Annotated in this window: 22 protein-coding genes; 15 read left to right on the forward strand and 7 right to left on the reverse strand. The window is 43.2% G+C overall.

Annotated elements, in window-relative coordinates:
* Positions 1-10: 10 nt before the first annotated feature.
* From LRS05_RS07855 to LRS05_RS07875, 5 genes are read left to right on the forward strand one after another with little or no spacing between them, the layout of a single operon-like run.
* Positions 11-553, forward strand: coding sequence for a hypothetical protein (locus LRS05_RS07855; protein ID WP_257867810.1), 543 nt, complete (start codon positions 11-13; stop codon positions 551-553).
* Between the two features lies 1 nt (position 554).
* Positions 555-1,076: a DUF1003 domain-containing protein gene (locus LRS05_RS07860; protein ID WP_257867811.1), complete on the forward strand. Its 522-nt coding sequence runs from the start codon at positions 555-557 to the stop codon at positions 1,074-1,076.
* The gene (locus LRS05_RS07865) at positions 1,060-1,902 is read left to right on the forward strand and encodes a TIGR04290 family methyltransferase (protein ID WP_257867812.1); all 843 of its coding nucleotides are present in this window, start codon (positions 1,060-1,062) and stop codon (positions 1,900-1,902) included. The genes LRS05_RS07860 and LRS05_RS07865 overlap by 17 nt, the downstream gene beginning before the upstream one ends.
* 3 nt (positions 1,903-1,905) lie before the next feature.
* A complete protein-coding gene (locus LRS05_RS07870; protein WP_257867813.1) occupies positions 1,906-2,622 on the forward strand; it encodes a YqjF family protein in 717 nt (238 codons plus the stop codon).
* A gap of 39 nt (positions 2,623-2,661) precedes the next feature.
* Entirely contained in the window at positions 2,662-3,501 is an 840-nt protein-coding gene (locus tag LRS05_RS07875; RefSeq protein WP_257867814.1) for an isoaspartyl peptidase/L-asparaginase, read from the forward strand.
* 69 nt (positions 3,502-3,570) lie between these two features.
* Here LRS05_RS07875 and LRS05_RS07880 read toward each other — a convergent pair whose 3' ends face one another.
* From LRS05_RS07880 to LRS05_RS07895, 4 genes are all read right to left on the reverse strand, one after another.
* On the reverse strand, positions 3,571-5,796 hold the full coding sequence (locus LRS05_RS07880) for a hypothetical protein (RefSeq protein WP_257867815.1): 2,226 nt from the start codon (positions 5,794-5,796) through the stop codon (positions 3,571-3,573).
* 17 nt (positions 5,797-5,813) lie between these two features.
* Positions 5,814-6,569, reverse strand: a complete 756-nt coding sequence (locus tag LRS05_RS07885) for an SDR family oxidoreductase (RefSeq protein ID WP_257867816.1) — start codon at positions 6,567-6,569, stop codon at positions 5,814-5,816.
* A gap of 114 nt (positions 6,570-6,683) precedes the next feature.
* The gene (locus LRS05_RS07890) at positions 6,684-7,328 is read right to left on the reverse strand and encodes a DUF2243 domain-containing protein (protein ID WP_257867817.1); all 645 of its coding nucleotides are present in this window, start codon (positions 7,326-7,328) and stop codon (positions 6,684-6,686) included.
* Between the two features lie 55 nt (positions 7,329-7,383).
* Entirely contained in the window at positions 7,384-8,241 is an 858-nt protein-coding gene (locus LRS05_RS07895) for a manganese catalase family protein (RefSeq protein ID WP_257867818.1), read from the reverse strand.
* 189 nt (positions 8,242-8,430) lie between these two features.
* Between LRS05_RS07895 and LRS05_RS07900 the strand changes: the two genes are divergently transcribed.
* Genes LRS05_RS07900 through LRS05_RS07910 form a run of 3 tightly spaced genes read left to right on the forward strand, consistent with a single transcriptional unit; the run spans position 8,431 to position 9,624 of the window.
* Positions 8,431-8,607, forward strand: a complete 177-nt coding sequence (locus tag LRS05_RS07900; RefSeq protein WP_257867819.1) for a hypothetical protein — start codon at positions 8,431-8,433, stop codon at positions 8,605-8,607.
* 20 nt (positions 8,608-8,627) lie between these two features.
* Positions 8,628-9,314, forward strand: coding sequence for an SDR family oxidoreductase (locus LRS05_RS07905; protein WP_257867820.1), 687 nt, complete (start codon positions 8,628-8,630; stop codon positions 9,312-9,314).
* A gap of 25 nt (positions 9,315-9,339) precedes the next feature.
* On the forward strand, positions 9,340-9,624 hold the full coding sequence (locus tag LRS05_RS07910) for a hypothetical protein (RefSeq protein WP_257867821.1): 285 nt from the start codon (positions 9,340-9,342) through the stop codon (positions 9,622-9,624).
* 121 nt (positions 9,625-9,745) lie between these two features.
* Here the strand turns inward: LRS05_RS07910 and LRS05_RS07915 are convergent, their stop codons facing one another.
* Together LRS05_RS07915 and LRS05_RS07920 are read right to left on the reverse strand one after the other, a co-directional pair.
* Positions 9,746-13,021: a CheR family methyltransferase gene (locus tag LRS05_RS07915; protein ID WP_257867822.1), complete on the reverse strand. Its 3,276-nt coding sequence runs from the start codon at positions 13,019-13,021 to the stop codon at positions 9,746-9,748.
* Between the two features lie 7 nt (positions 13,022-13,028).
* The gene (locus tag LRS05_RS07920; protein ID WP_257867823.1) at positions 13,029-13,454 is read right to left on the reverse strand and encodes a response regulator; all 426 of its coding nucleotides are present in this window, start codon (positions 13,452-13,454) and stop codon (positions 13,029-13,031) included.
* Positions 13,455-13,686: 232 nt separating this feature from the next.
* Between LRS05_RS07920 and LRS05_RS07925 the strand changes: the two genes are divergently transcribed.
* From LRS05_RS07925 to LRS05_RS07955, 7 genes are all read left to right on the forward strand, one after another.
* Positions 13,687-14,244, forward strand: coding sequence for an AraC family transcriptional regulator (locus tag LRS05_RS07925; RefSeq protein ID WP_257867824.1), 558 nt, complete (start codon positions 13,687-13,689; stop codon positions 14,242-14,244).
* A gap of 44 nt (positions 14,245-14,288) precedes the next feature.
* Positions 14,289-14,732: a response regulator gene (locus tag LRS05_RS07930; protein WP_257867825.1), complete on the forward strand. Its 444-nt coding sequence runs from the start codon at positions 14,289-14,291 to the stop codon at positions 14,730-14,732.
* Positions 14,733-14,818: 86 nt separating this feature from the next.
* Complete coding sequence (locus tag LRS05_RS07935) at positions 14,819-15,178, forward strand: hypothetical protein (RefSeq protein WP_257867826.1); 360 nt, start codon at positions 14,819-14,821, stop codon at positions 15,176-15,178.
* A gap of 183 nt (positions 15,179-15,361) precedes the next feature.
* Positions 15,362-16,483, forward strand: coding sequence for a glycosyltransferase (locus tag LRS05_RS07940; RefSeq protein WP_257867827.1), 1,122 nt, complete (start codon positions 15,362-15,364; stop codon positions 16,481-16,483).
* The gene (glf, locus tag LRS05_RS07945) at positions 16,480-17,625 is read left to right on the forward strand and encodes a UDP-galactopyranose mutase (RefSeq protein ID WP_257867828.1); all 1,146 of its coding nucleotides are present in this window, start codon (positions 16,480-16,482) and stop codon (positions 17,623-17,625) included. The genes LRS05_RS07940 and glf overlap by 4 nt, the downstream gene beginning before the upstream one ends.
* Entirely contained in the window at positions 17,622-17,957 is a 336-nt protein-coding gene (locus LRS05_RS07950; RefSeq protein WP_257867829.1) for a hypothetical protein, read from the forward strand. Before glf ends, LRS05_RS07950 begins: the two co-directional genes overlap by 4 nt.
* A 58-nt stretch (positions 17,958-18,015) precedes the next feature.
* Positions 18,016-18,762 carry a hypothetical protein gene (locus tag LRS05_RS07955; RefSeq protein WP_257867830.1) on the forward strand — a complete coding sequence of 249 codons (747 nt, stop codon included), beginning with the start codon at positions 18,016-18,018 and terminating at the stop codon, positions 18,760-18,762.
* 110 nt (positions 18,763-18,872) lie between these two features.
* Here LRS05_RS07955 and LRS05_RS07960 read toward each other — a convergent pair whose 3' ends face one another.
* The gene (locus tag LRS05_RS07960; protein ID WP_257867831.1) at positions 18,873-21,248 is read right to left on the reverse strand and encodes a T9SS-dependent choice-of-anchor J family protein; all 2,376 of its coding nucleotides are present in this window, start codon (positions 21,246-21,248) and stop codon (positions 18,873-18,875) included.
* Positions 21,249-21,289: the final 41 nt, after the last annotated feature.

Genomic DNA, 21,289 nt, shown 5'->3' on the forward strand with positions numbered 1-21,289 from the left:
AAATTGCATTATGGAAAGTGAATTCACACCAGATAACAGAATGAACAGCATGATGGCTGACTACAGCCATATAAAAGGCTGGGGCATAGATGCCGACCTTGAGAATGACCCAACGTACCCAATGAAAAAACGTACTGATGAAGAGCGTTTTGGCTATACCTGGGAACGGCCTGAACAGCAGCCGCAGGATGTAGAAATACTTACATCAACCGAGCGTAACAACATGCCGGCGGTATTTGGTACTACGGTGCCGCCGTCGGGCCTGAGCGGAATGATAAGGAGGTATGCGTATACCTGGAGCGAATCTGATTTGCGCCGATGGATACCGCTTATACTGGCTGACAGGATAGGTGCAGGTGAAGGCATAATTGATGACCTGGCGCACGGAAAAATCCCGAATATTTTTGCTGAACGCGGCTGGACGGCTGAAATGAAATACAACAGGAAAAACTTTCTGCTAAAGGTTGCAGCTGTTACAGTTGTGGCTGTAGGCGTAACAGCTTTAATTGTAAACAGGAAAAAAATTTCAGGTTCGCTAAAGTCTCACCGATAATATGCAAACACATGGCGTAGATACGTCAAACGTGGTGGCGCGCAATATCAGCGTATTGCTTGAGCGCAGTAAGGAGGAGGAAAAGAAGCGACCCGCTGAAGCCAAAATTGCCGATGCCATCACAGGCTTTACAGGCAGTATGGCTTTTGTGTACCTGCACTTGGCAATCTTCGGGGTTTGGATATTCTGGAATCTAGGGCTTACCGGCCTGAAGCCTTTTGACCCTTCTTTTGTTGTGCTGGCAATGGTAGCATCTGTTGAAGCTATATTTCTTTCCACATTTGTACTGATAAGCCAGAACCGTACAAGCATTCAGGCTGATAAGCGTGCAGAACTTGACCTGCAGGTATCTTTGCTTGCAGAGCATGAACTTACGCAACTTATAATACTTGTTCATGCCATATCAAGTAAAATAGGGGTAGATATTCCTGAAGATGTTAAGATCAATCAAATTACAAAAGACATCCGGCCTGAAAAGGTAATGGATGAGATGGAAAAGAAAGCTGATGAAAAACGTAACTGATAATCAGGGTTCTCAAGAGCAATTGAAAAATATCGGGGACAAAATTGATGAATTGGGTCCATGGTTCCATAACATCCACCTGCCCGACGGTACCCAAACTGCGCCAAATCATTTCCTGGGCGACTTTCCCACGTTTAAATGGGATAATATACGCCAGCATATTCCACGCAACATGATTGGCTTGAAGGTGCTTGACATTGGCTGTAATGCAGGATTCTATTCCATCGAAATGGCTAAGCGGGGAGCACATGTTGTGGCTATTGACCTTGACGAACATTACCTGAAACAGGCACGCTGGGTAACCGAACAATTTGGGATGAGTGACGTGATCACCTTTAAAAAAATGCAGGTGTATGACCTTGCAAAGTATGCCGGGGAGTTTGATCTGGTGCTGTTTATGGGGGTATTTTACCACCTGCGCTACCCGTTGCTGGCACTTGATATTGTAGCGCAGAAGGCCTCAAATCACTTCATATTCCAGACTTTGGCAATGCCCGGCAAGGAAGAGATGGAAGTGCCGGCTGACATACCTTTCCATGAAAGGGATATACTTAAAGACCCCGCCTACCCGTCAATGGCATTTATCGAAAAAAGCCTTGCAGGTGACTATACAAACTGGTGGGTGCCCAACCATCAGGGAGTCGTGTCAATGCTCCGAAGTTGCGGTTTTACTGTTGAAACCATGCCTGAAGACGAAACCTATGTTTGCCGCAAAGACCCAAACCTGCTGACTGATTTCAACACGTGGAATTACTCCGAATACCTTTCGGCAACGGGGCAGGAGTGGGAGCAGGAAGTGGAAAAAAAGACCCGCCAGAAATTTTAGGTAATGGCATTTGACGATGAGATACTTAGCTATCAGAGCAACAGGGCTTATCCGCTGCCTGATAAACCCTGGAAGTATTATCAGGAGTGGCATGATACTATTTTTCTGCACTGGCGCGCAAACCCAAAAGCCCTGAAAGCCATGCTGCCCGAAACGCTTGAACTGGATTTATATGATGGCGTTGCCTGGGTTTCACTGGTGGCATTTTCTGTGAAAGGGATGCGGCCGCGCAGCTTGCCATCGATATCTTTTCTGTCTGATTTTCATGAGATTAATATAAGGACGTATGTAAAGCGCAACGGTATCCCGGGTATTTATTTCCTCACCATTGAAGCCGGTAAACTGCTGCCGGCAATTTTGGCGCGCCTGCTCATAGGGGTGCCGTACGTCACTTCAAAGATAAAAAGAGAAGAGCATCAATATTACGGATCGAGTAAAAACGGGTATCTTGAACTCGATTATTCTGTCGGCGGATTGATAGCCCAAAAGTCACCTCTTGAAATATGGCTCTCGGAAAGGCATGCGTTGTTCGAAAACAAAAATGACAAAATTTTCAGGGTTGACATCCATCACTGGCCTTGGCAGCTGCACCAGGTAAAGTTACGTACACAACTTACTGTATATTCTGCTTTAAACGAGTGTGTTATAAAGATGAAACCAGATTTAATACATTTTGCGCCACCTTTAAAAATACTTATGTGGGGTCGTGAATGGATGTGACTACAAAAATAAACCAATTAACACTTCTTTAACAAATATATGAGACTAATAATTCACGGGGGCCTTTTGGAGACCGATGACCCAAATGAGATTAACGCTATTAAAAAATCAATGACCGAAATCGTGCAAAAAGGATACGAATATTTAAAAATACATTCCGCGGTTGAAACTGTAGTGTACACAATCACGCTTCTTGAAGATGACCCGCTGTACGATGCCGGTACAGGCTCACAACTGCAGCAGGATGGCATCATTCGGATGAATGCGGCGCTGAGTGATGGCTCCAAGCCTGAAATTACTGCCGTGATCAATATTGAAAGTGTGAGAAATCCTATAAAAATTGCAGAAAAGCTCATTGGGTATAAAGACAAGGCACTGTCGGCCAACAAGGCCAGGGAGTTTGCCATGCAGCATGGATTCGAAGAATATTCTGTCGAGATACCTAAGACAAGAAAGGAATTTGAGGAGGAAACCAAACCGGGCGGCAAAGGCACCGTAGGATGCGTAGCGCTTGATGCTGACGGCAACATTGCGGCAGGGACCTCAACCGGAGGAAAAGGCAAGCAGCTGGCAGGCCGCGTGGCTGACAGCGGTACCATTGCCGGTAATTACGCCAATAAATACTGTGGGATAAGCTGTACCGGCACAGGTGAAGATATCGTCAACAATGCGCTGGCGGCTAAAATAGTGGTAAGGGTAACCGACGGCTTTACGATTGAGGAAGCTTTTGAAAAATCATTTAATGAGCTGAAGGAAGTTGACGGTGATGCCGGGGCAATCGGGCTTGATAAAGATGGCAGGTTTTACCAGCAAAATTCTAAAGCCAAAGTATGTTATGCAACTTTTGACGGCGAAGAGTTGGAGTTGTTTTCGGAATAGCCCATGATAATCTGACATAAAAATCTGTAGTGTAATGCTACGGATTTTTTATTTGCTACAGATAGATTGCTACGCCTGCCATTTTATCTCAATCCTGCTGTCGCCGCGAAGTATATATTCACTGTATTTGGCTGTAGCACCTTTTTCAGGGTTTACTTTATCTTTAACAGATTCAGCCACTGTTATGGTTACTTCTGCCTTTGGCATTTTACCTTTTAATGGCAGTATCGCCATCCGGAAGGTAAGCCCTGAATCACCACGGGCATAAAACGTTGCTTTTGTTTTTGTGGCTTTAAAATCCGCAACCGGATACTCTGTAAACAGCATTACTCCGGCATCCTCTAATTTGTGATATTGTCGCGGTACTATACCAAATGCAATACCGGCGCCATATACTTCCTGGCCTACCTGCCCGCTTTGATTCCAGCCGTCTTGAAGGTCTTCAAGCGCAATCCACAGGTTAGGATCAATCTCACCGGTCTTCACTTCTTCTCTTTCTACCAAAACCTCCCTTGGCAGCCTTGGCGGATAATAGTAAGACACCCGGTTGATAACATACTTCACCAGCTCAGCCAGCAGCAGCTTAACCGATGGCAGGATGTTGTCAAGCCCGTCGGCCTCTTTCAGGAAAGTGTGTATGCCTGCATAAACCTCCTGTTCTTCGTATGCCGCAGTGTAAGGAGCATCCTTAAGCGGATAGATGGCAAAGAAAGTAGGGTAGTGCTTCGCATTGCCGTAATTGCTGTTCCACAATTGTACATTCTTGAGAATTGAAGCAATACACAGGTAGCTCAGGTTAAGGAACATCTCATCTTTCGTTTCTTTGTAAAGCCTCAGCAATGCACCGGCCGAAAAAGCCGTATTATTGGCTTGGTAAAAAATATTAAAGCTAAGGCCATCCAGCTTTTTGGCGGCTTTTACTGCTTCGTCAAAATATTTTTGCTCACCGGTTATCTGCCAGACTTGTATCATCAGGTGGGCATAGGCTCCGGGTACGTCTTTCTCGCCGCCCTGGCCTTCCTGTGTTTCGGCTTTAAGCACCTCAAGTGTCGACATTTTATAGAACACCGGCCATTCGTATTTGAAGTGGTGCGCTACTTTAATTGCGTAGTCAATTGAATTAAGCAGCAGCTTTTTGGCGGTCTCATCACCATCCATTGCCAGGCGTGAAAGGTTCAGCAAAGGGTGGTGCAGGTACCAGGAATCCATCACGTCGGGCTTTTTCTGCTCTTCACTCCAGTCCAGGTTCTTTTCCATGGTCGGCAGCCATCTTACGATTGTGCCCAGCTGCTCGTCATAAAAGTTCTCCAATCCTTCGTGCAGGGTAGCAATTACCGGCGAGTGGTCTTCGCCGCTCCACTTATCAAAGTCAAGCAGCGGCAGCAGTACTGCCAGCTGTACCATAATCTCAGGCGGGGTCTTGTAGTCGCTTACGTAGGCATTGAGGTATGAACGCCCGTCGGCAAACTGCCAGCAGCCCTTATGGTTCTCAAGATCGTGCAACCCTTTATGCAAAATATCGGGCCAGTCGTGGTATTCCGTATCAGGTTTCGGAATCAGCATGTACACGTCGGCAAGGCAATTGAGATACTGCTGAGACATCTGGTAATTATCCTCCGGCAGGTCAGTGCTCAGCGCCACATAGGCATCACAAACTATGTATTCTTCCCCGGCTTTCAGCGGCTTATCTTTATTGGTTTCAGGCAGCTTCATACCTATTTCCGGCCACACACCGCCTACGAGGTCACCGGCTGATGTCTCTGTTGTCTCGCAGTATTTGTTCAGCGATGTCAGGTCCTGGAAGTAAAATACCGAACCTGTTTTCGGCTTTTCAAAGCCGAAGAACAGATTGCCAGAGCGTGTACCTACCTGGCTGGCATGTACTGTCCCTTCGGTTTTTTCTGTACCGTCCTCATTGTCGAAAAGCGGCATGATATCGCGTGGCCAGTAGGGTATAAGCGTATCAAACACCGGTGTCATTGCGGTGGTGTACCTGAAAATCGCTTTCTCGGTGTCGGGTATCACAACCGATACCTTTATGTTTACAGTTTCTCCTTTCAGCTCAATATCAACAATATCATCTCCTGTCACACTTTCCACTTCAAGATTGTCGTTGGCTGCAAATGCAGCCCTGAAAGCAATACGCCCGCCCTTCGGCCATTCGGCCACTATCCAGAGGCAGAAGTCTGACACTATTATCTTCAGCGTGTATTCCTTCAGGGTTATTTCTTTAAGCAGGTCACCAGCCTTAAGCCGGTATTGAGACGTAGCTGTCCATGCAGATATTGGTTCCATGATAGTATATTTGGTTACTAAATCAGTTGAAGGTGCGGCCTTACTTTAAGCTCTGCCACATCACAGCGTTTTGGCTGGGTGATGCAGTAAAGAACGGCATAGGCAATATCATCAGCCGTCATCATTTCAAGGTTTTCAACATTCTCTTTTTTCTGTTCTGTGCTTTCAGCCTGCATATCAGTATCAACAGCGCCGGGCTCTATCAGGCTTAGTTTTATGCCTTTAGGATTTATTTCCTTTCTGAGCGATTCGCTGAAGCCCTGGATTCCCGATTTTGCCGCAACGTATACCGAACTGGTCTCTTCACGCACATCAGCACTCATAGAGCCTATATTCACAATATGGCCTTCTTTATTCGGTTCCATGCGGTTTACGGCTTCGGCAGTACAAGCAAGGTAGGCTAGCAGGTTTGTATTAATTACACGCTGCCACTCGTTGTAGTTGCCTTCAGTTACGCTTCCGTAGGGAAGGGCGGCATTGTTCACGAAGATGTCAAGCCTGTCAAACGTGCTGTCCACTTTTTCAAAAACAGCTTTTATACCTTCTTCGGTAGCAAGGTCAGCCAACAAGCCATGCACCTGCCCCTTCGCGGTTTTGTTGATGTCTTCCAACGCGTCATTAAGGTGCTGCTCATCAAGCCCCACGATAATGACATCAGCCCCTTCGGCTGCCAGTAAAATAGCGGTAGCCCTGCCAATGCCTGTAGTACCGCCGGTTACCACTATCGACTTTCCTGCAACTTCCTGTTTTTCATACTTGGTTGATCCTTCCATAGTCCAGTTTTTTTAGTTGTTAATTGTTGTTATTTGTTGCTGATTTGTAGCTATAATTATCATTTATTCATAAAGTTAGCTATTGATTTAAAATGAGTTGACAGTATTAACATTCTATTTGTTTCTTGAGATGAAAAAGCCCACAATGAACATTACTACAGATATGGCCAAAAAACCGTAGTTCCAGATATCAGGGTCGGCAACATTGTCGCGCACATTGTGCAGTTTCAGTATGTGGTGGTTCACCGTGCCTTCCACAATATTAAAGATGCCCCAGCCGCTCAGCATACCGCCTGCCAGCATACGGAAGGACAGGTCAATATACCTCCTCCCGGCAAGCCGCCACAGCAGCACAATGCCAACCAGCGTAACTATAAGCGTAAACAGGTGAAAAATACCGTCCCAAAACATGTTCACGCTTTTGGCCTCAAGCGTATCTGGCGGCAAAACATTAGTAAGCATCTGGTGCCATTGCAGCAACTGGTGCAGTACAATACCGTCTATAAACCCGCCAATGCCTATGCCTAAAACCATTGCAGCGGTAGTGAGCGGTACCGGCGTGTAGGATGCTGTCATAGGATGATTATCCATAAATGCCTGGTGCCGCATGCCACTAAGGTAGCTAAGCACAACCACTATTACTGCAATAATTATAAAAGCCAGAAACAGGGTAAGCAGGTTTTCATAAAACGTCCCGTCCCAAATCATATCCTGCACGCGCTTATTGCAGGTAATGCAGTTATGTAGCAATGATATCATTGTGGTTAATTATTAAAAACAGGCCGGTAAGGAGCCTGTTTAGTATGATGTTCTGTTAGGTGATGTGCAGCCCGTTTTCGCCCATCTGCTCATTTTGTGCGAAGCCTTCGGGTGCTGGTGGGGCCAGTACAGGTTTTTCACCAAGCGGCTGTGCCTTATCAAAAGTGAACTCGCCTTTTCCATCCATTGAAGGGCCTTTTGCCCAACGCCCGGTGTCTGACATGTTTTCTTCATCATTAAGCCCGGTAGACACAAATGAATAGCTGAACTGCTGTATTTCCTCGCTCTGCGGGAAACTGTTCGGTATAGGGTGGTTGCCTTCAAGCCCGCCTATTTCTTCAAGCACGGCAAGCCACTGGTTCTGGTGCATGGTATCACGCGCTATGAGGAAAGCCAGCATATCTTTCATACCTTTATCCTGTGTTGAGTTCCACAACCTGGTTGCCAGTACACGCCCGGTAGATTCAGCCATTACATTGGCATACATATCAGCAGCAAGGTTACCGCTGCCCACAACCCACGACCCGTTAAAGGGCACGCCGTTACTATCAGTCGCCATTGCAGCCAGCCCTGCTGAAAGATAATGCCTCGGGTTAGCGCCACCCATTATTGCGCCAATTATAGGGCTCTCGGCCACCATTTCATCTTTCATGTCATTGGGGGCTACTTCAAGATTAAGTGCTACTGCCGTGGCCAGCATTTCTATATGGCTTATCTCCTCAGTGCCGGTCTCCATAAGCATGTCGCGGTACTTAACAGGCCCGCGTGACCCCCACGCTTGGAAGAGGTATTGCAGGCATACGCGTATTTCTCCTTCAATTCCGCCAATGGCCTGCTGAAGCATTTTTGCAAACATTGGGTCGGGCCTGTCAACCCGCACCGTGTACTGTAGTTTTGAATCGTGGTAAAACATAAGCTATAATTTTAATGTTGAATGGATTATAAAATTACTCTCCTTTACCTGCCTGCCTCTTACATAACTTTTCGATGTTGTTGTATCATTCGCTGGGATAACTATGTAAGCCTGCCGGAGAAAGGTGTAACAGCCGGTTTTGGCTTTCTGCGGAATTTTACTCTGACAGAACTTTTAAAATTCTCTGATATGAGTACAGATAGCCAAAAAGATAAAAAAGAAGATAAGGATGATACAGCAAAGTACAAGTACCACCAGTCTCAGGTGAAAGATGGTAAAGAGCACGGTAAAGACTATCCTGATAAGCCAAAAAATAATATAACGCCCGAAGAGCGTATGATAAACCCTGACCGTGGTGAAAAATAGTAACCGTAAAACCTGATTATATGCAAAAAATATTGACCGCGATTGTAGTGTGCCTGCTGCTGCAAAGCTGCGCCACCTGGAAACCGGGAACTATGGGACAAAAGAAAATAGGGCAGAAGACATATGTTATTGTCGGGGCATCAAGTGGCTTAGGCCGCGGTGTGGCTGAGGAGCTTGGGCGCTGCGGGGCTAATGTAGTTATTGCTGCGAGACGTACAGAGCTGCTTGAAGAGATAGCCGGCATCATAAGAAACGCAGGAGGCAAAGCAACTGTTGTTACTATGGATATAAGCAAGCCTGAAGATGTGCAGCGCGTTGCCAGTGATGCTATACGTGATTACGGTAAAATTGATGTATGGATAAACATGGCAGGTATTGGCGCCATAGGCCGTTTTTGGGAGATACCTTCAGCAGATATGGCACGGGTGGTTGATGTAAATTTGAAAGGCTTTATATACGGGAGCCAGGTTGCAGTGCAGCAGTTTAAAACACAAGGCTATGGCGTGCTTATAAATGTGGGCTCGGTTGATAGTGAGACACCCCATGCGTACCAGGCGGTGTATTCGGCTACTAAGGCCGGCATACGCAGTATGGACCTTGCGCTTAGTCAGGAATTAAGGCTCAACGGATTTCAAAAAAAAAAAGGTGGTAACCATAGAGCCCTGGGCTGTAGATACGCCCTTTTGGAGGCACGCTGCCAATTATAGCGGCGTTGAACAAAAGTTTGCCCTTATGGATGAACCTGATAAGGTTGTGAATGCCATAATGCGCAAATCACTGCGGCCTAAAAAGATTGTACCGGTAGGATGGAAGGCCAAGGGGTCGTCATTCTTCGCGAATGTATTCCCGAGGTTTAATGAATGGCTTACAGGCAATGTCGCACATAAGTACCAGATGAAAATGCCACCTGCAGCGCCTAAGACCGAAGGTTCAATATATACACCCATGCAGGAGGGAAGAGGTATTGATGACGGTGTTGATGAAAGGATGAGAGAGCAAAAGAAGAAGGAGAAATAACAAATTGCAAAAACAGTTTCAAATAGAAATTAAGTAGTCCATCTTTAGTGTAGTTTTTTTATTTGCCCCTGTACCAACTCCGGTTAAAAATTCATTCCGGTACAGGGGCTGATTTTTGTATCTAAAGAGGCAGAAAAAGATTAAAAGTGGCCCCGCTGCCCGGGTTGCTTTCTGCCGTTATAAAGCCGTCATGTCTCAAGGCTATTTTTTTGCATATGGCAAGGCCAATACCTGTACCTTCATATTTATCTTTGCCGTGAAGGCGCTGGAACGCTTCAAATATACGCTGTGACTGCTCCTGCGGAAAACCTATACCATTGTCGGCAATTTTTATCCTGTAATATCGGGTTTCGGGGTCAACGCCCAAGTCCGCAATTTCGCTCTTATCAGCCACCGAAAATGATATGTTTACAATCGGTTGGCCATCAGCTTTACGGTATTTAATTGCATTGCCTATAAGGTTTATAAACAGCTGCCTCATAAGTAAAGGGATTACCTTAACAACAGGCAATTCTGAAACTTTTATCTCTGCATTTACAGATTGTACAGTATCCTTAAGATCTTCCAGTACATCATTTACCAGCGAGTTCAGGTCGGTATTTTCAACCTCATCATCATTAGAATTGCTGATTTGCGCATAATTAAGCAGGTCATCGGTAAGCAGCTGCATGCGGCGTACAGAAACCATTATGCGATCCAGAAAAGTAGCAGATTCTCCCGACAGCGACGTTTTTGGGTCGTTAGAAATCATTTTTGTAAACGTATGTATCTTGCGTAAAGGTTCCTGCAAATCATGGCTGGCAATATAGCTGAAAGCCAATAGTTCTTTATTGCTTTCCAGCAGTTCGCGGTTATTGTAAAGCAGCATATTGTTTGCTGCCCGTATGTCTGTTATGTCTTCAATGGCAAGTAATATCAACTGCTCTCCCAGGCTGTCATTAAGTATTGGCCTTATGTTCAGCAGCATCGTACGTTCGCCCAGGTCAGGAAATTGTATTTTTATTTCAAGGCCTTCGGTTACCGCTTTGTCATTTAAAGCTTTTAAAAGTTCGTTTTTCAGCTCGCTTATCTGCCAGTGGCCTTTTGCAAGGTCAAAAATAAGCTTGCCTTCGGTGTCCTGCTCTGTAGTTTTAAAATGGTTGTAAAAAGAGGCATTAGCGCTTTTTATACGCAGCTCCTTATTCAGTATCACCAATGGTTCCCTTATGGTCTGTATAATAGCTTCGGCATACATTCTTGCCATAGTAAGCTGCTCCTGCCTGTCCATAAGCTCATCGTTCACAGATATAAGCTCTTCATTGTTAGACTGCAGTTCCTCGGCAGATGTTTCCAGCTCCTCATTAAGGGTCTGCAGTTCTTCACTGTTGCTTAAAAGCTCTTCATTAGCGCTTTGCAGTTCCTCATTGGCCACTTCCTGGTCTTCGGTAACCCTGCGGATGTCTTCGCGCATCTGCTCAATTTCTGCTTCAAGCTGCCTGATACGTTCTGTCTGGGCGCTTTTCCGCTGTTTTACAGAAGGTTTGTCTTCAGACGGGCGCAGAACCTTATGAAAAAGCACCAGCAAATGGCCTTCCTCATTTTTATTTTCAAGCGGAATTATTTCAAGATTTACCAGATAATCAAGGCCTTTCAGCTCAAGGTTCTCTTTTGTAATGCTTTCATGGTTAGCCTTTACTTTTAGCAATGCGGTGCGCAGTTCAAACGCGAGCCCGTCGCGCAGCATCTTGAATATATTAAAATTGGGTTTGCCAGGCGGCTGTACCAAAAAAGGGCTTGTATCCCCGTGAAAATGTATGATCTCTTTATTCTGGTTTATAATAACCCCTGCAGGAGTATATTTAGTAAATAGCAGTTCATTAGCCTGTTTATGGAAATCGGGCTCGAAAGGTTTTTTCCGTGTTTCTGCCTGTTTATAAGCAGGTGAGGCATTCATACGTTCGTAAGCTGCAGGTTTGTAATTATCTGTCGAATCTTTACGGGCATAAATCTTTTGGTTCTTTACCAAAGGCTCAAACAAATTGATGACGTTTCCTGCGGTTTCTGATTTGCCAAGAAACAGTATTCCATTGGGCATAAGCGAATAATGAAACGTATCAAGGGTTTTCTTTTGTAGGAAAGGGTCAAGGTAAATAAGCACGTTCCTGCACGAGATAATATCCATTTTAGCAAAAGGCGGGTCTTTTACAAAATTATGCACGGCAAATATGCACATGTCCCTGATGTCTTTATTTATATGGTAGGCATTTTCAATCTTTGTAAAGTAATTTTTAAGCCTTGTTTCAGAAATGTTCTGCACTTCCTGCTTGCTGTAAACGCCGGCCCTTGCCCTGGCTATAACATTTTCCGAAATATCAGAAGCAAATATCTGTACCTTGATTTCAGGCATTTTATCGGCAAGGAATTCATGAAGGCTTATTGCTATAGAATATGCTTCCTGGCCTGTAGAGCAGCCCGCTATCCATACCCGTATGCTGCCATTGGGTTTTTTCTCTTTTAAAATCCGTGGGAAAGCCGTTTCGCACAGCATGCTGAAGATCTTTGAATCCCTGAAGAAATAGCTTACAGGAATAAGCACATCATTAAACAGGGCATCCTGCTCATCTTTATTGCTTTTAAGGTACGCCAAATAGGTTTCAGGCTCTTCTTTTTTTGTTATCACCATCCTACGTGCAATCCTCCTGCGTATGGTAGGCTGCTTATAGTGTGCAAAATCATTTCCGGTCTTTAATTTCAAAAGCCTGATGATATGCTTATAAAAGTCATCGTCTATTTTTGCAATTGCATCATCATCATCTTCGTAGGCATTGCTGCTTTCATATGCATTGTCAACATGTTGCAGCTTCTCGGGTATTTCTTCAGCCTCAAGTATAAAGTCTGCCGCACTTGCCCGTATGGCGCTTAGCGGCATAATGTCATAAGCGGCAGATTCAGGATTTTGTACAAAGGTAGAACCGCCGCCTTCTTTTATGGTCTGCAGTCCTCTGGTACCATCAAAACCTGTACCTGATAGCAGTACACCCCTTGCAAAGCCTTTGTGCACTTCAGCCAATGAGTTAAAGAAAACATCAATAGCCATATTAGGCTTTATGCTTTCGCGCGGCCCGAGTTTAAGCTTACCATCATAAACCGTAAGCATCTTATTTTCAGGTATTACATAGATATGGTTTGGGTGTATATTGATATCATCAATAATTTCAAGTACAGGCACTGTTGTTTCGCGCGAAAGTATCTCCGACAGCAGGCTATCATGGTCGGGCGCGAGGTGTTGTACCAGAACATAGGCCATCCCGGAGTTTGCAGGGATATTGCGTACAAGTTTTTTAAAAGCATCGAGCCCGCCGGCAGATGCCCCGACACCAACAACGGGGAAATTTATATCAGAGCTTTTTGGAGCCATATATGTATTATTGTGTATTAGGATGCTTAGACAGCCTCCAGTAATCAAAAATAGTTTTTAGTAATGTTTTGCTTTCTTCGTGGTCGCTGCCTTTTTTGAAAAATCCCTGCACGGTCATATTTATGTAAGCGTCATTTACATCACGCTGGTTAACCTGTGTGGAATAAAAAACGAATGGTATACTCTTTTTACGAAGTTTTGGGGTAGTATCAATCTTTAGCTTGAATTCAAGTCCATTCCTGCCCGGAAGGTTAACATCAGAAAAAATGATAAAGATAGACTTTGTAGTTTCCATGAGGTAGTTGTAAGCCTCATCAGTATTGTCAAACCACACCAGTTCATTGCTGACACTTAGCTCGCGAACAACAGTTTCAAAAAAACTGCGGTCATCGGCATCATCTTCCACTATTATAATTTCTCCGGCCTTGCTCATGGCAGTTGATTTATTAGGTTAACAAACAAAGATAGTCAAAGCAATCAACCATGAGTTATATTATTTTTCAAAGGCCATGCAATTAAATTTTCCGTATAAAAAACGTTCAAACATTTTCCTACTAAACAACACTTAAACTTTTAACAAAATATGTTATTTTTTTCTTAATTATAAAGTATTTGACATTATTTACTTTCAAAACTATTTACTTTTACCCTTAAACCAACCAACCATGAATCTCTACCTTAAATACAATTTTGACAAAATATGCCGTGCGATACTCGAGGAGCAATTAAATAAATTCAGTTTCGATTATGTAATACGCGACAGCGGCTGTGTTGATTTTCAGGGACCTGTTTCGGAAAATGATTACCTGAAACTTCATGAAACTCTTAGCAGGTATGGTATTGAGATTATAGACAACAAAAAATCAGTGCTGGTACAAAAGGTAAAAAGCCTGATAACCAATATGATTGAAAACTGCGACTCGCCTTTAACCAAAATATCGGTTTACCTGGCTGAAGAAATGGGCGAAAATTACCGCACTCTTTCACAAATATTTACCGAAGTATGCCACCTTACTATTGAGCAATTTATTATACTGCACAAGATTGAGCGTGTAAAGCAACTGCTTACAACTGAAGAGATGTCGCTTACCGAAATATCGCACCTGATGAACTACAGCAGCGTGGCACATCTTTCAAATCAGTTTAAAAACAGTACGGGATTGTCACCAAGCACCTTCCAGAGGCTTGCGCAGAAAAGAAGGAGTTTTCACCTGCAAACATAAAGCCCAGCCAACAACTAAATCAACAATAACAACCAACTAAGCCTATGTATCCCGATAAACTTCATATTGTCCTGGCCGAAGACGACCAGGATGACCGCCTGTTATTTGAACGTGTGTTTAACCATGTGCGTATTAACCACACATTGAAAATGTGTGACGATGGGCAGGAGCTTATGGAGTACCTGCGCACTACTGATGAAAAGCCCCATATCATATTTCTTGACCTTAACATGCCCAAGAAATCTGGACTTGAATGCCTTGCCGAGATACGAAAGGATGAACGGCTGCGGGATATTACTATTGCTATTTATTCAACTTCATCGGTTGCTGCAACCATTGAGCAGGCATTTATACTCGGCTCAAATGTGTATATCAAAAAACCTAATGAGTTTGATGATCTTAAGAAAATCCTCACGGAAGTGATTTATATTAACTGGCAGTATATTACTGACGGGTTAAATAAGGAAAATTTTATGGTTAACTATTAACCAAAAGCTACTTGCAACTTTAATGCGAAATGATGTAATTGTGCCAGGGCTATAATTCCGGACATTTGCTTCAAAATACATTAATTATGCAATTTATTCCAACAGCAATTCACGGTATTATAGATTATATATTCGGCGTTTTAATGCTTGCTTTGCCGTGGCTTATACAAATGCAGGCCGGTGAAAGTACAGTTTTCTACGCTGTAGGTATACTTGCGTTTATATACAGCCTGATTACAAAATATGAGTTGGGCCTCATTCCTGTCCTTTCAATGCCTGCGCACCTTGTGATAGATTTTTTGTTGGGTATCGGGCTTATAGCTGCACCAATTCTGCTTTATGCGGAATTTACTGTCCCAATATACTTTTTATTGCCCGGATTATTTGCCATAATAGCATCTCTTACCACAAGGCGGCAGCCCACAACCCAAAATATTACGGACTAAACCAATAATAAAAAAACCTGCTTAACAAACAAGCAGGTTTTTTTATTGCCTCCGGTACAACATGTTGAAGAAGCATGCAACATTTACAGAAAATTGTGTAAGAGTAACGGCCGGCAAATACGCACATTTGATGAACGCCTTGTAATGAGGTTTTTTACAATACAACAATATAACAACTTAATTATGCAAAGCACTTCAGTAGAAAAAGAAAAAATCAATACCAAAGGAACACAGAAACAAGATGTATATGACATGATTGTTTTTTGCCATTTGCGATGGGATTTTGTATATCAGCGTCCGCAACATGTAATAAGCAGGATGGCCAAAAATTACAAGATCTTATTTGTAGAAGAGCCATGGCACAGGCCTGAAGAACAAGGCAGCAGGCTCAATAAAATATCAGATATGCTGCATGTGCTGCAGCCAAACACTACTAATATAGATGGTATTGGTGCAATCATAAAGGAGTATGCAGATGTTAATTCAGATATGATAGGATGGTTCTATTCCCCATCATTTGTGCCGTTGCTCTCCCATTTCAATTTCAGCACTATTATCTATGACTGTATGGACGAGCTGTCATTATTTAAGGGTGCTCCGGCAGAGCTGATAGATCATGAACAGTATCTTATAGCCAATGCAGATATTGTATTTACAGGCGGTAAATCACTGTACGAATCTAAAGCCAGGCTTCATGATAACGTGCATTGTTTCCCAAGCTCTGTTGACCGTGCCCATTTTGCTAAAGCTTTGAATGGTATTGCTGTGCCTGAAGATATTGCGTCTGTAAAATCACCGATTGTGGGCTATTGCGGCGTAATTGATGAGCGCATAAACATGGAGCTGTTAAATGAAGCAGCAGGTAGAATGCCTGAAGTTGCATTTGTTATGATAGGGCCTTTGGCGAAGATTGGCGAACACGACCTGCCAAGAAGGGAAAATATACATTACCTGGGCATGAAAGATTATATAGAGCTACCGGCATACATAAAGGCCTTTAAGCTTGCCATGATGCCATTTGCGCTTAACGATGCCACAAAGTATATAAGCCCAACCAAAACACTTGAATACATGGCTGCACATAAACCAATCATATCTACCGCTATTACAGATGTTGTTCGTGATTATGCGCACTGTGTAAGCATAGTGCATAATGCTGATGATTTTGAAAACGCTGTTACTGCGGCGCTGGGTATAGAAGCGAATGTAATGATGAATGGTGATTATGAACGCATTCTTGACCAAACGTCTTGGGATAATACCGTGGCAAAAATGCAGTCTCACATTAAAGCTATTGCCGAATGAGAAATGCAGATATAGTTATTATAGGCGCCGGTATTTCGGGTGCTGTGCTTGCAGAACGTTATGCTAACGCAGGGAAAAAAGTGCTTGTAATTGAAAAACGGAATCATATTGCCGGTAATTGCTATGATTATACAGATGAAAACGGAATACTTGTATCAAAATACGGCGCGCACCTTTTCCATACCAATTATGAAGATGTATGGCAGTATGTGAACAGTTTTTCAGAGTGGTACAACTGGGAACATAAGGTACTGGCAAAAGTTGATGGCCAGCTTGTGCCTATCCCGGTAAACATAACCACTGTTAATAAGCTTTTCGGATTAGCCATTAATACTGAAGAAGAAATGTCGGCGTGGCTTAAAAACAATAGTCCGGAAATTGAAAATCCGGCTAATGGCGAGGAGGCTGCCCTGGCAAAGGTAGGCCCTGTGCTGTATGAAAAGATGTTTAAGCACTACACTAAAAAGCAATGGGACAAATATCCTGCTGAGCTTGATGCTTCTGTGCTAAACCGTATCCCAGTTAGAACCAATCATGATGACCGTTATTTCTCAGATAAATACCAGGCGCTGCCAAAAAGGGGGTATACGGAATTATTCCGGAATATGCTTAAGCACCCGAATATTGAGGTAATGCTTAATGTAGATTATTTTGATATAAGTGATGAGATTGGCGGATATGAAAAACTTTTCTATACCGGCCCGATTGACAGGTTTTTTGATTTTAAGCATGGCCTTGAGGATAAGCTGGAATACCGCTCAATAAATTTTGTTTCAGAAACTTTAGACCAGCCTTTCTTCCAGGAAAATTCTGTAGTTAACTATCCGGGTGAAGATGTTGATTTTACCCGTATTATTGAATATAAGCATTTTGGTTACCAAAAGTCAGAAAAGACAACTGTAGTTCGAGAGTATACTACAGATGAGGGTGAGCCATATTACCCTGTACCAAATACAAAAAATCAGGAAATTTATGAGCGCTACAAAGCAGAGGCTGATAAGCTTTTAGATGTTTACTTTGTAGGTAGGCTCGCCAATTATAAATACTTTAATATGGACCAGGCCTTTAAAAATGCCCTTGACCTTTTTGCCTCACTTGAGCAGGAAAGTACTATAACAAACGTTTTATCTAAAGCTGTATGAATCCCTTCCGCAGCTTTTTTATGGGTGGCTATGAATGTGCCGACCATATTAACAGGTCCGGTAATCGTGTAAACCTACTTAAAGTAACAGAACATGATACACGTGCGCTACAGGATTATAAAGACCTTGTATCACTGGATATATTTGTAGCACGTGAAGGTATATGCTGGAGCGCGGTAGAGACATCTCCTTTTGTTTTCGATTTTTCTGAAGTTGAAAACCGCATCAGGGCGGCAGAAGAGGTGGGTATACAACTTATATGGGATTTGTGCCATTTTGGTTATCCGGATGGTATATACCCAACACACCCCCCACTTTTGCAGTCGGTTTGAAGCGCTTTGTACTGCCTTCGGGCTTTTTTATAAAAATGTATCTAATCAGCCGCTGTATGTGGTACCAATAAATGAAATAAGCTTTTTGTCATGGCATTCGGGTGATGTGCGTGGTACTGTGCCTTTTGCCGTAAATAGCGGTTTTGACATAAAGTACCATTTGTGCAAAGCAGCTATCTTGGGAATTGAGCGGCTGCGTGATGCTTATCCCGGCTGCAGGATAGTGCTTGTTGAGCCATTAATAAGCATACATGGTAATGAAGATGCTGACTGGAGTCACATTAATATCATCAATGAGCACCAGTTTCAGGCAATGGACATAATTGCCGGCAGGATGTGCCCTGAGCTTGGCGGAAAAGAAAATAACCTTGATATATTGGGTTTTAATTATTACTGGAACAGTCAGTGGGAAGATGGTACCGGCACACTGCCATGGCCGGAGCAGATACCCAGGCGTACAAGAGTATCTACAATGCTTAGGGATGCACACAACCGCTATGGCAGGCCCCTTTTTCTCTCGGAAACAGGCCATTTTGGTGACGGCCGTGCAGAATGGATTGAAGAGGTTGCCAACGAATGTTGTGTTGCGATAGAGCAGGGAATACCGCTTTTAGGTGTGTGTATTTATCCTGTTACAGACCGGCCTGATTGGGATGATTTATCATCCTATAGCGATTGCGGCATATACGACCTTGATGAGTGCAATAACAGGCTGCCGCATATAGATAGTATAAATGCCATAAAAGCAGCACAGCTGTTAATAGCCGCTTCTTTGCTGCAAAAGCAGGATGTGGGGGTATTATAATATTATGAAATATTGCATTTAATGGTTTATATATGTAGTCAAAGAAATTAAAGCAAAAAAAAAGAGCTGTCTAATTTAGACAGCTCTTTTAAGTTTATCAGGTGTTGTAATTACTCTTTAATCACTTTAACTGATTTAACAGCATCTCCTGAAGTTATGTTTACAATATAAGCACCTGCGTTTAGGCCTGCCATACTGATTTGAGCTTCAGAAGCATTCAATTTTTTAGATATAACCAACTGGCCAATCATGTTGTAAACTTTAACGTCTGTAATTTCAGATGTGTTAGTTAAAGTCAGCATATCTTTCACCGGGTTAGGGTAAACTTTAAGTGATCCTGAAGCAAGGTCACCTATACCGGCTGTCTGGTCTACAACCAAAACAAAGTCCATTGTTACACCCCATGATCCGCTATAGCAAGGGTCAGGTGTTGCCTGTCCTGAGTCAGCTGCGCCAATCCTCATACCATATTCTCCCTGCGGAGTAGATGCAGGTATGGTAAACATAGCGTCAAGTATAGTAGGTGATTCAACTTCTGAAAGTCCCGAATATACAAGTTCAGATTCTTCAAAGTTTTTGTTATTATTGAAGTCTACCCAAATGTGTGTGTCATAATCATAAGAAGTAGAACCATCGCCTGCAGTATCAAAAGTCATAGATATAACAACATCAGATCCTGGTGCTGCAGTGAAAGGTGCAGAGCTGTTATCAATATAGGTTTCAGCGTCATAATTGTAATAAAAATCATTACCTATTGCTACTTCAGTAATACCATTTCCATCAACTGATGTTGGAACTGATTCGCAGAAACAACCTACAGGGTTTGTGTCAAATTGTACAGATGAACATCCTGTAGCACTACCTGCGCCATTAAAAGGTACAAGGGTTACATAATAAATAGTATTGAAATTACCCGTAAACTGGTATGAGGTTACAGTACCAACATTCACTGCGTTAACCACATCTGTTCCACCTGAAGTAGTACCGATTGATAGCAGGTATCCATCAGCGCCTGCAGCAGCGTCCCATGATATGGTGTTTGGAGAGTTTCCGCAAGAAGGGTCAACTTCCACAGCAAGGTTTGTAGCACATCCCGGTGCTATTGTTGGTATTTCGCGTATTTCAAAATTATCGATGAAGAAATCAATATCAGCGTCACCATTATCAGCACCTTCAACGGCGCGATAAGCAATTTTGATATTTTGCCCTGCATAAGCATTTAAGCTTGCAATATAAGCAGATCCTCCTGCAGGAGGTAAGTTATTGCTGTTAAAAAGCAGCACTTCTGTCCAGTCTGCAGAATTGGCAGGTTGTACAAGCACCTGAATGAAATCATCATTTTCCCAAGGGGTAGTAGGCGCTGTAGTTGTATTCCACTGCGTAGCTGCAGCATCAAATTTCAATTCATATCCTGTTGCAGGAATAGTGATAGCTGGTGATATAAGCCAATCATTTTTATCAGTAGTGTAAACATTTACTTTTACAGCACCTGTAGAACCGTCGTTAGCAAATCCGTCTGCAAACCAGCTATTAGTTTCAGCAAAATTTTCAGGGCCACTATTAACATCTCCTCCTGTGCCTCTTGCCCAGCAATCAGGGCTGGCTGTTTCAAATTCTTCCAGGGTAGGCACAGTCAGGGCGCCGCAAGCAGTAAATGATGAAGCCGTACAGCCTGTAGCAGGGCCAAAAGCATTGTAAGGAACTACAGTTACATAATATGTAGCTCCAGGTATCAGTGTGTTCAAATTATAAGTAGTAACATCACCAGCATCAAAATTATTAAGGACATCTGTACCTGTTGGTGTAGTACCCACAGTTAGCCTATAACCTGTTGGTGACCCGCCCGGGTTTGTCCATGTAATAATTGGAGACAATACATTTTCAGCTCCTTCTGCAGGTGTTGTTAAAGATGCACATGGCGGTGGAGTAGTAGAAACCTGTACAGCACTTATATTATCAAGGTATATGTAGTAATCACCTTCAGTACCGTAGGTTAAATACCACCTTACCTTTACGCTTGACCCGGTAGGAACTGAAGCACCGGGAACTGTATAGGTAATTGTAGTACAGGCATCAGTAGGGGTATGGGTACTACTATCAATAATACCTGCATCTATAGACCATGTATCGCCCCCATCAAGAGATATTTGTGTAGTTATTGCACCATCAAAAGGGTCGGTTGGGTTTGTAGCTGCGCTATAGTCAACAATCTTGTAATCAAAAGTGATAACAAGGTCAGCACCGTTTGATTGTTGTGCAGGAGACACAAGTTCTGCTTCATCTATACCAAAGCCCCAATCAAAGAAATAATACAAGTTTGCCCTGAATGCAGCGCTTTCACACGCTTGTGTTGTAGTTACAGATCCAACATCAGTAGACCACCCCGCCGGTGTACTTGCTGTTGGAAAGTCCTGCACAATACCTACTTGTGCAAAACCAAGGCAGGACATAAATAATGCCGCCAAAGTAATTGTAATTTTAGTCATAAAGTGTTTATTTAAGATTTCTACTAAAATAGGTATAATAT

The organism is Flavobacterium sp. J372 (assembly GCF_024699965.1).
Lineage (GTDB): Bacteria > Bacteroidota > Bacteroidia > Flavobacteriales > Flavobacteriaceae > Flavobacterium.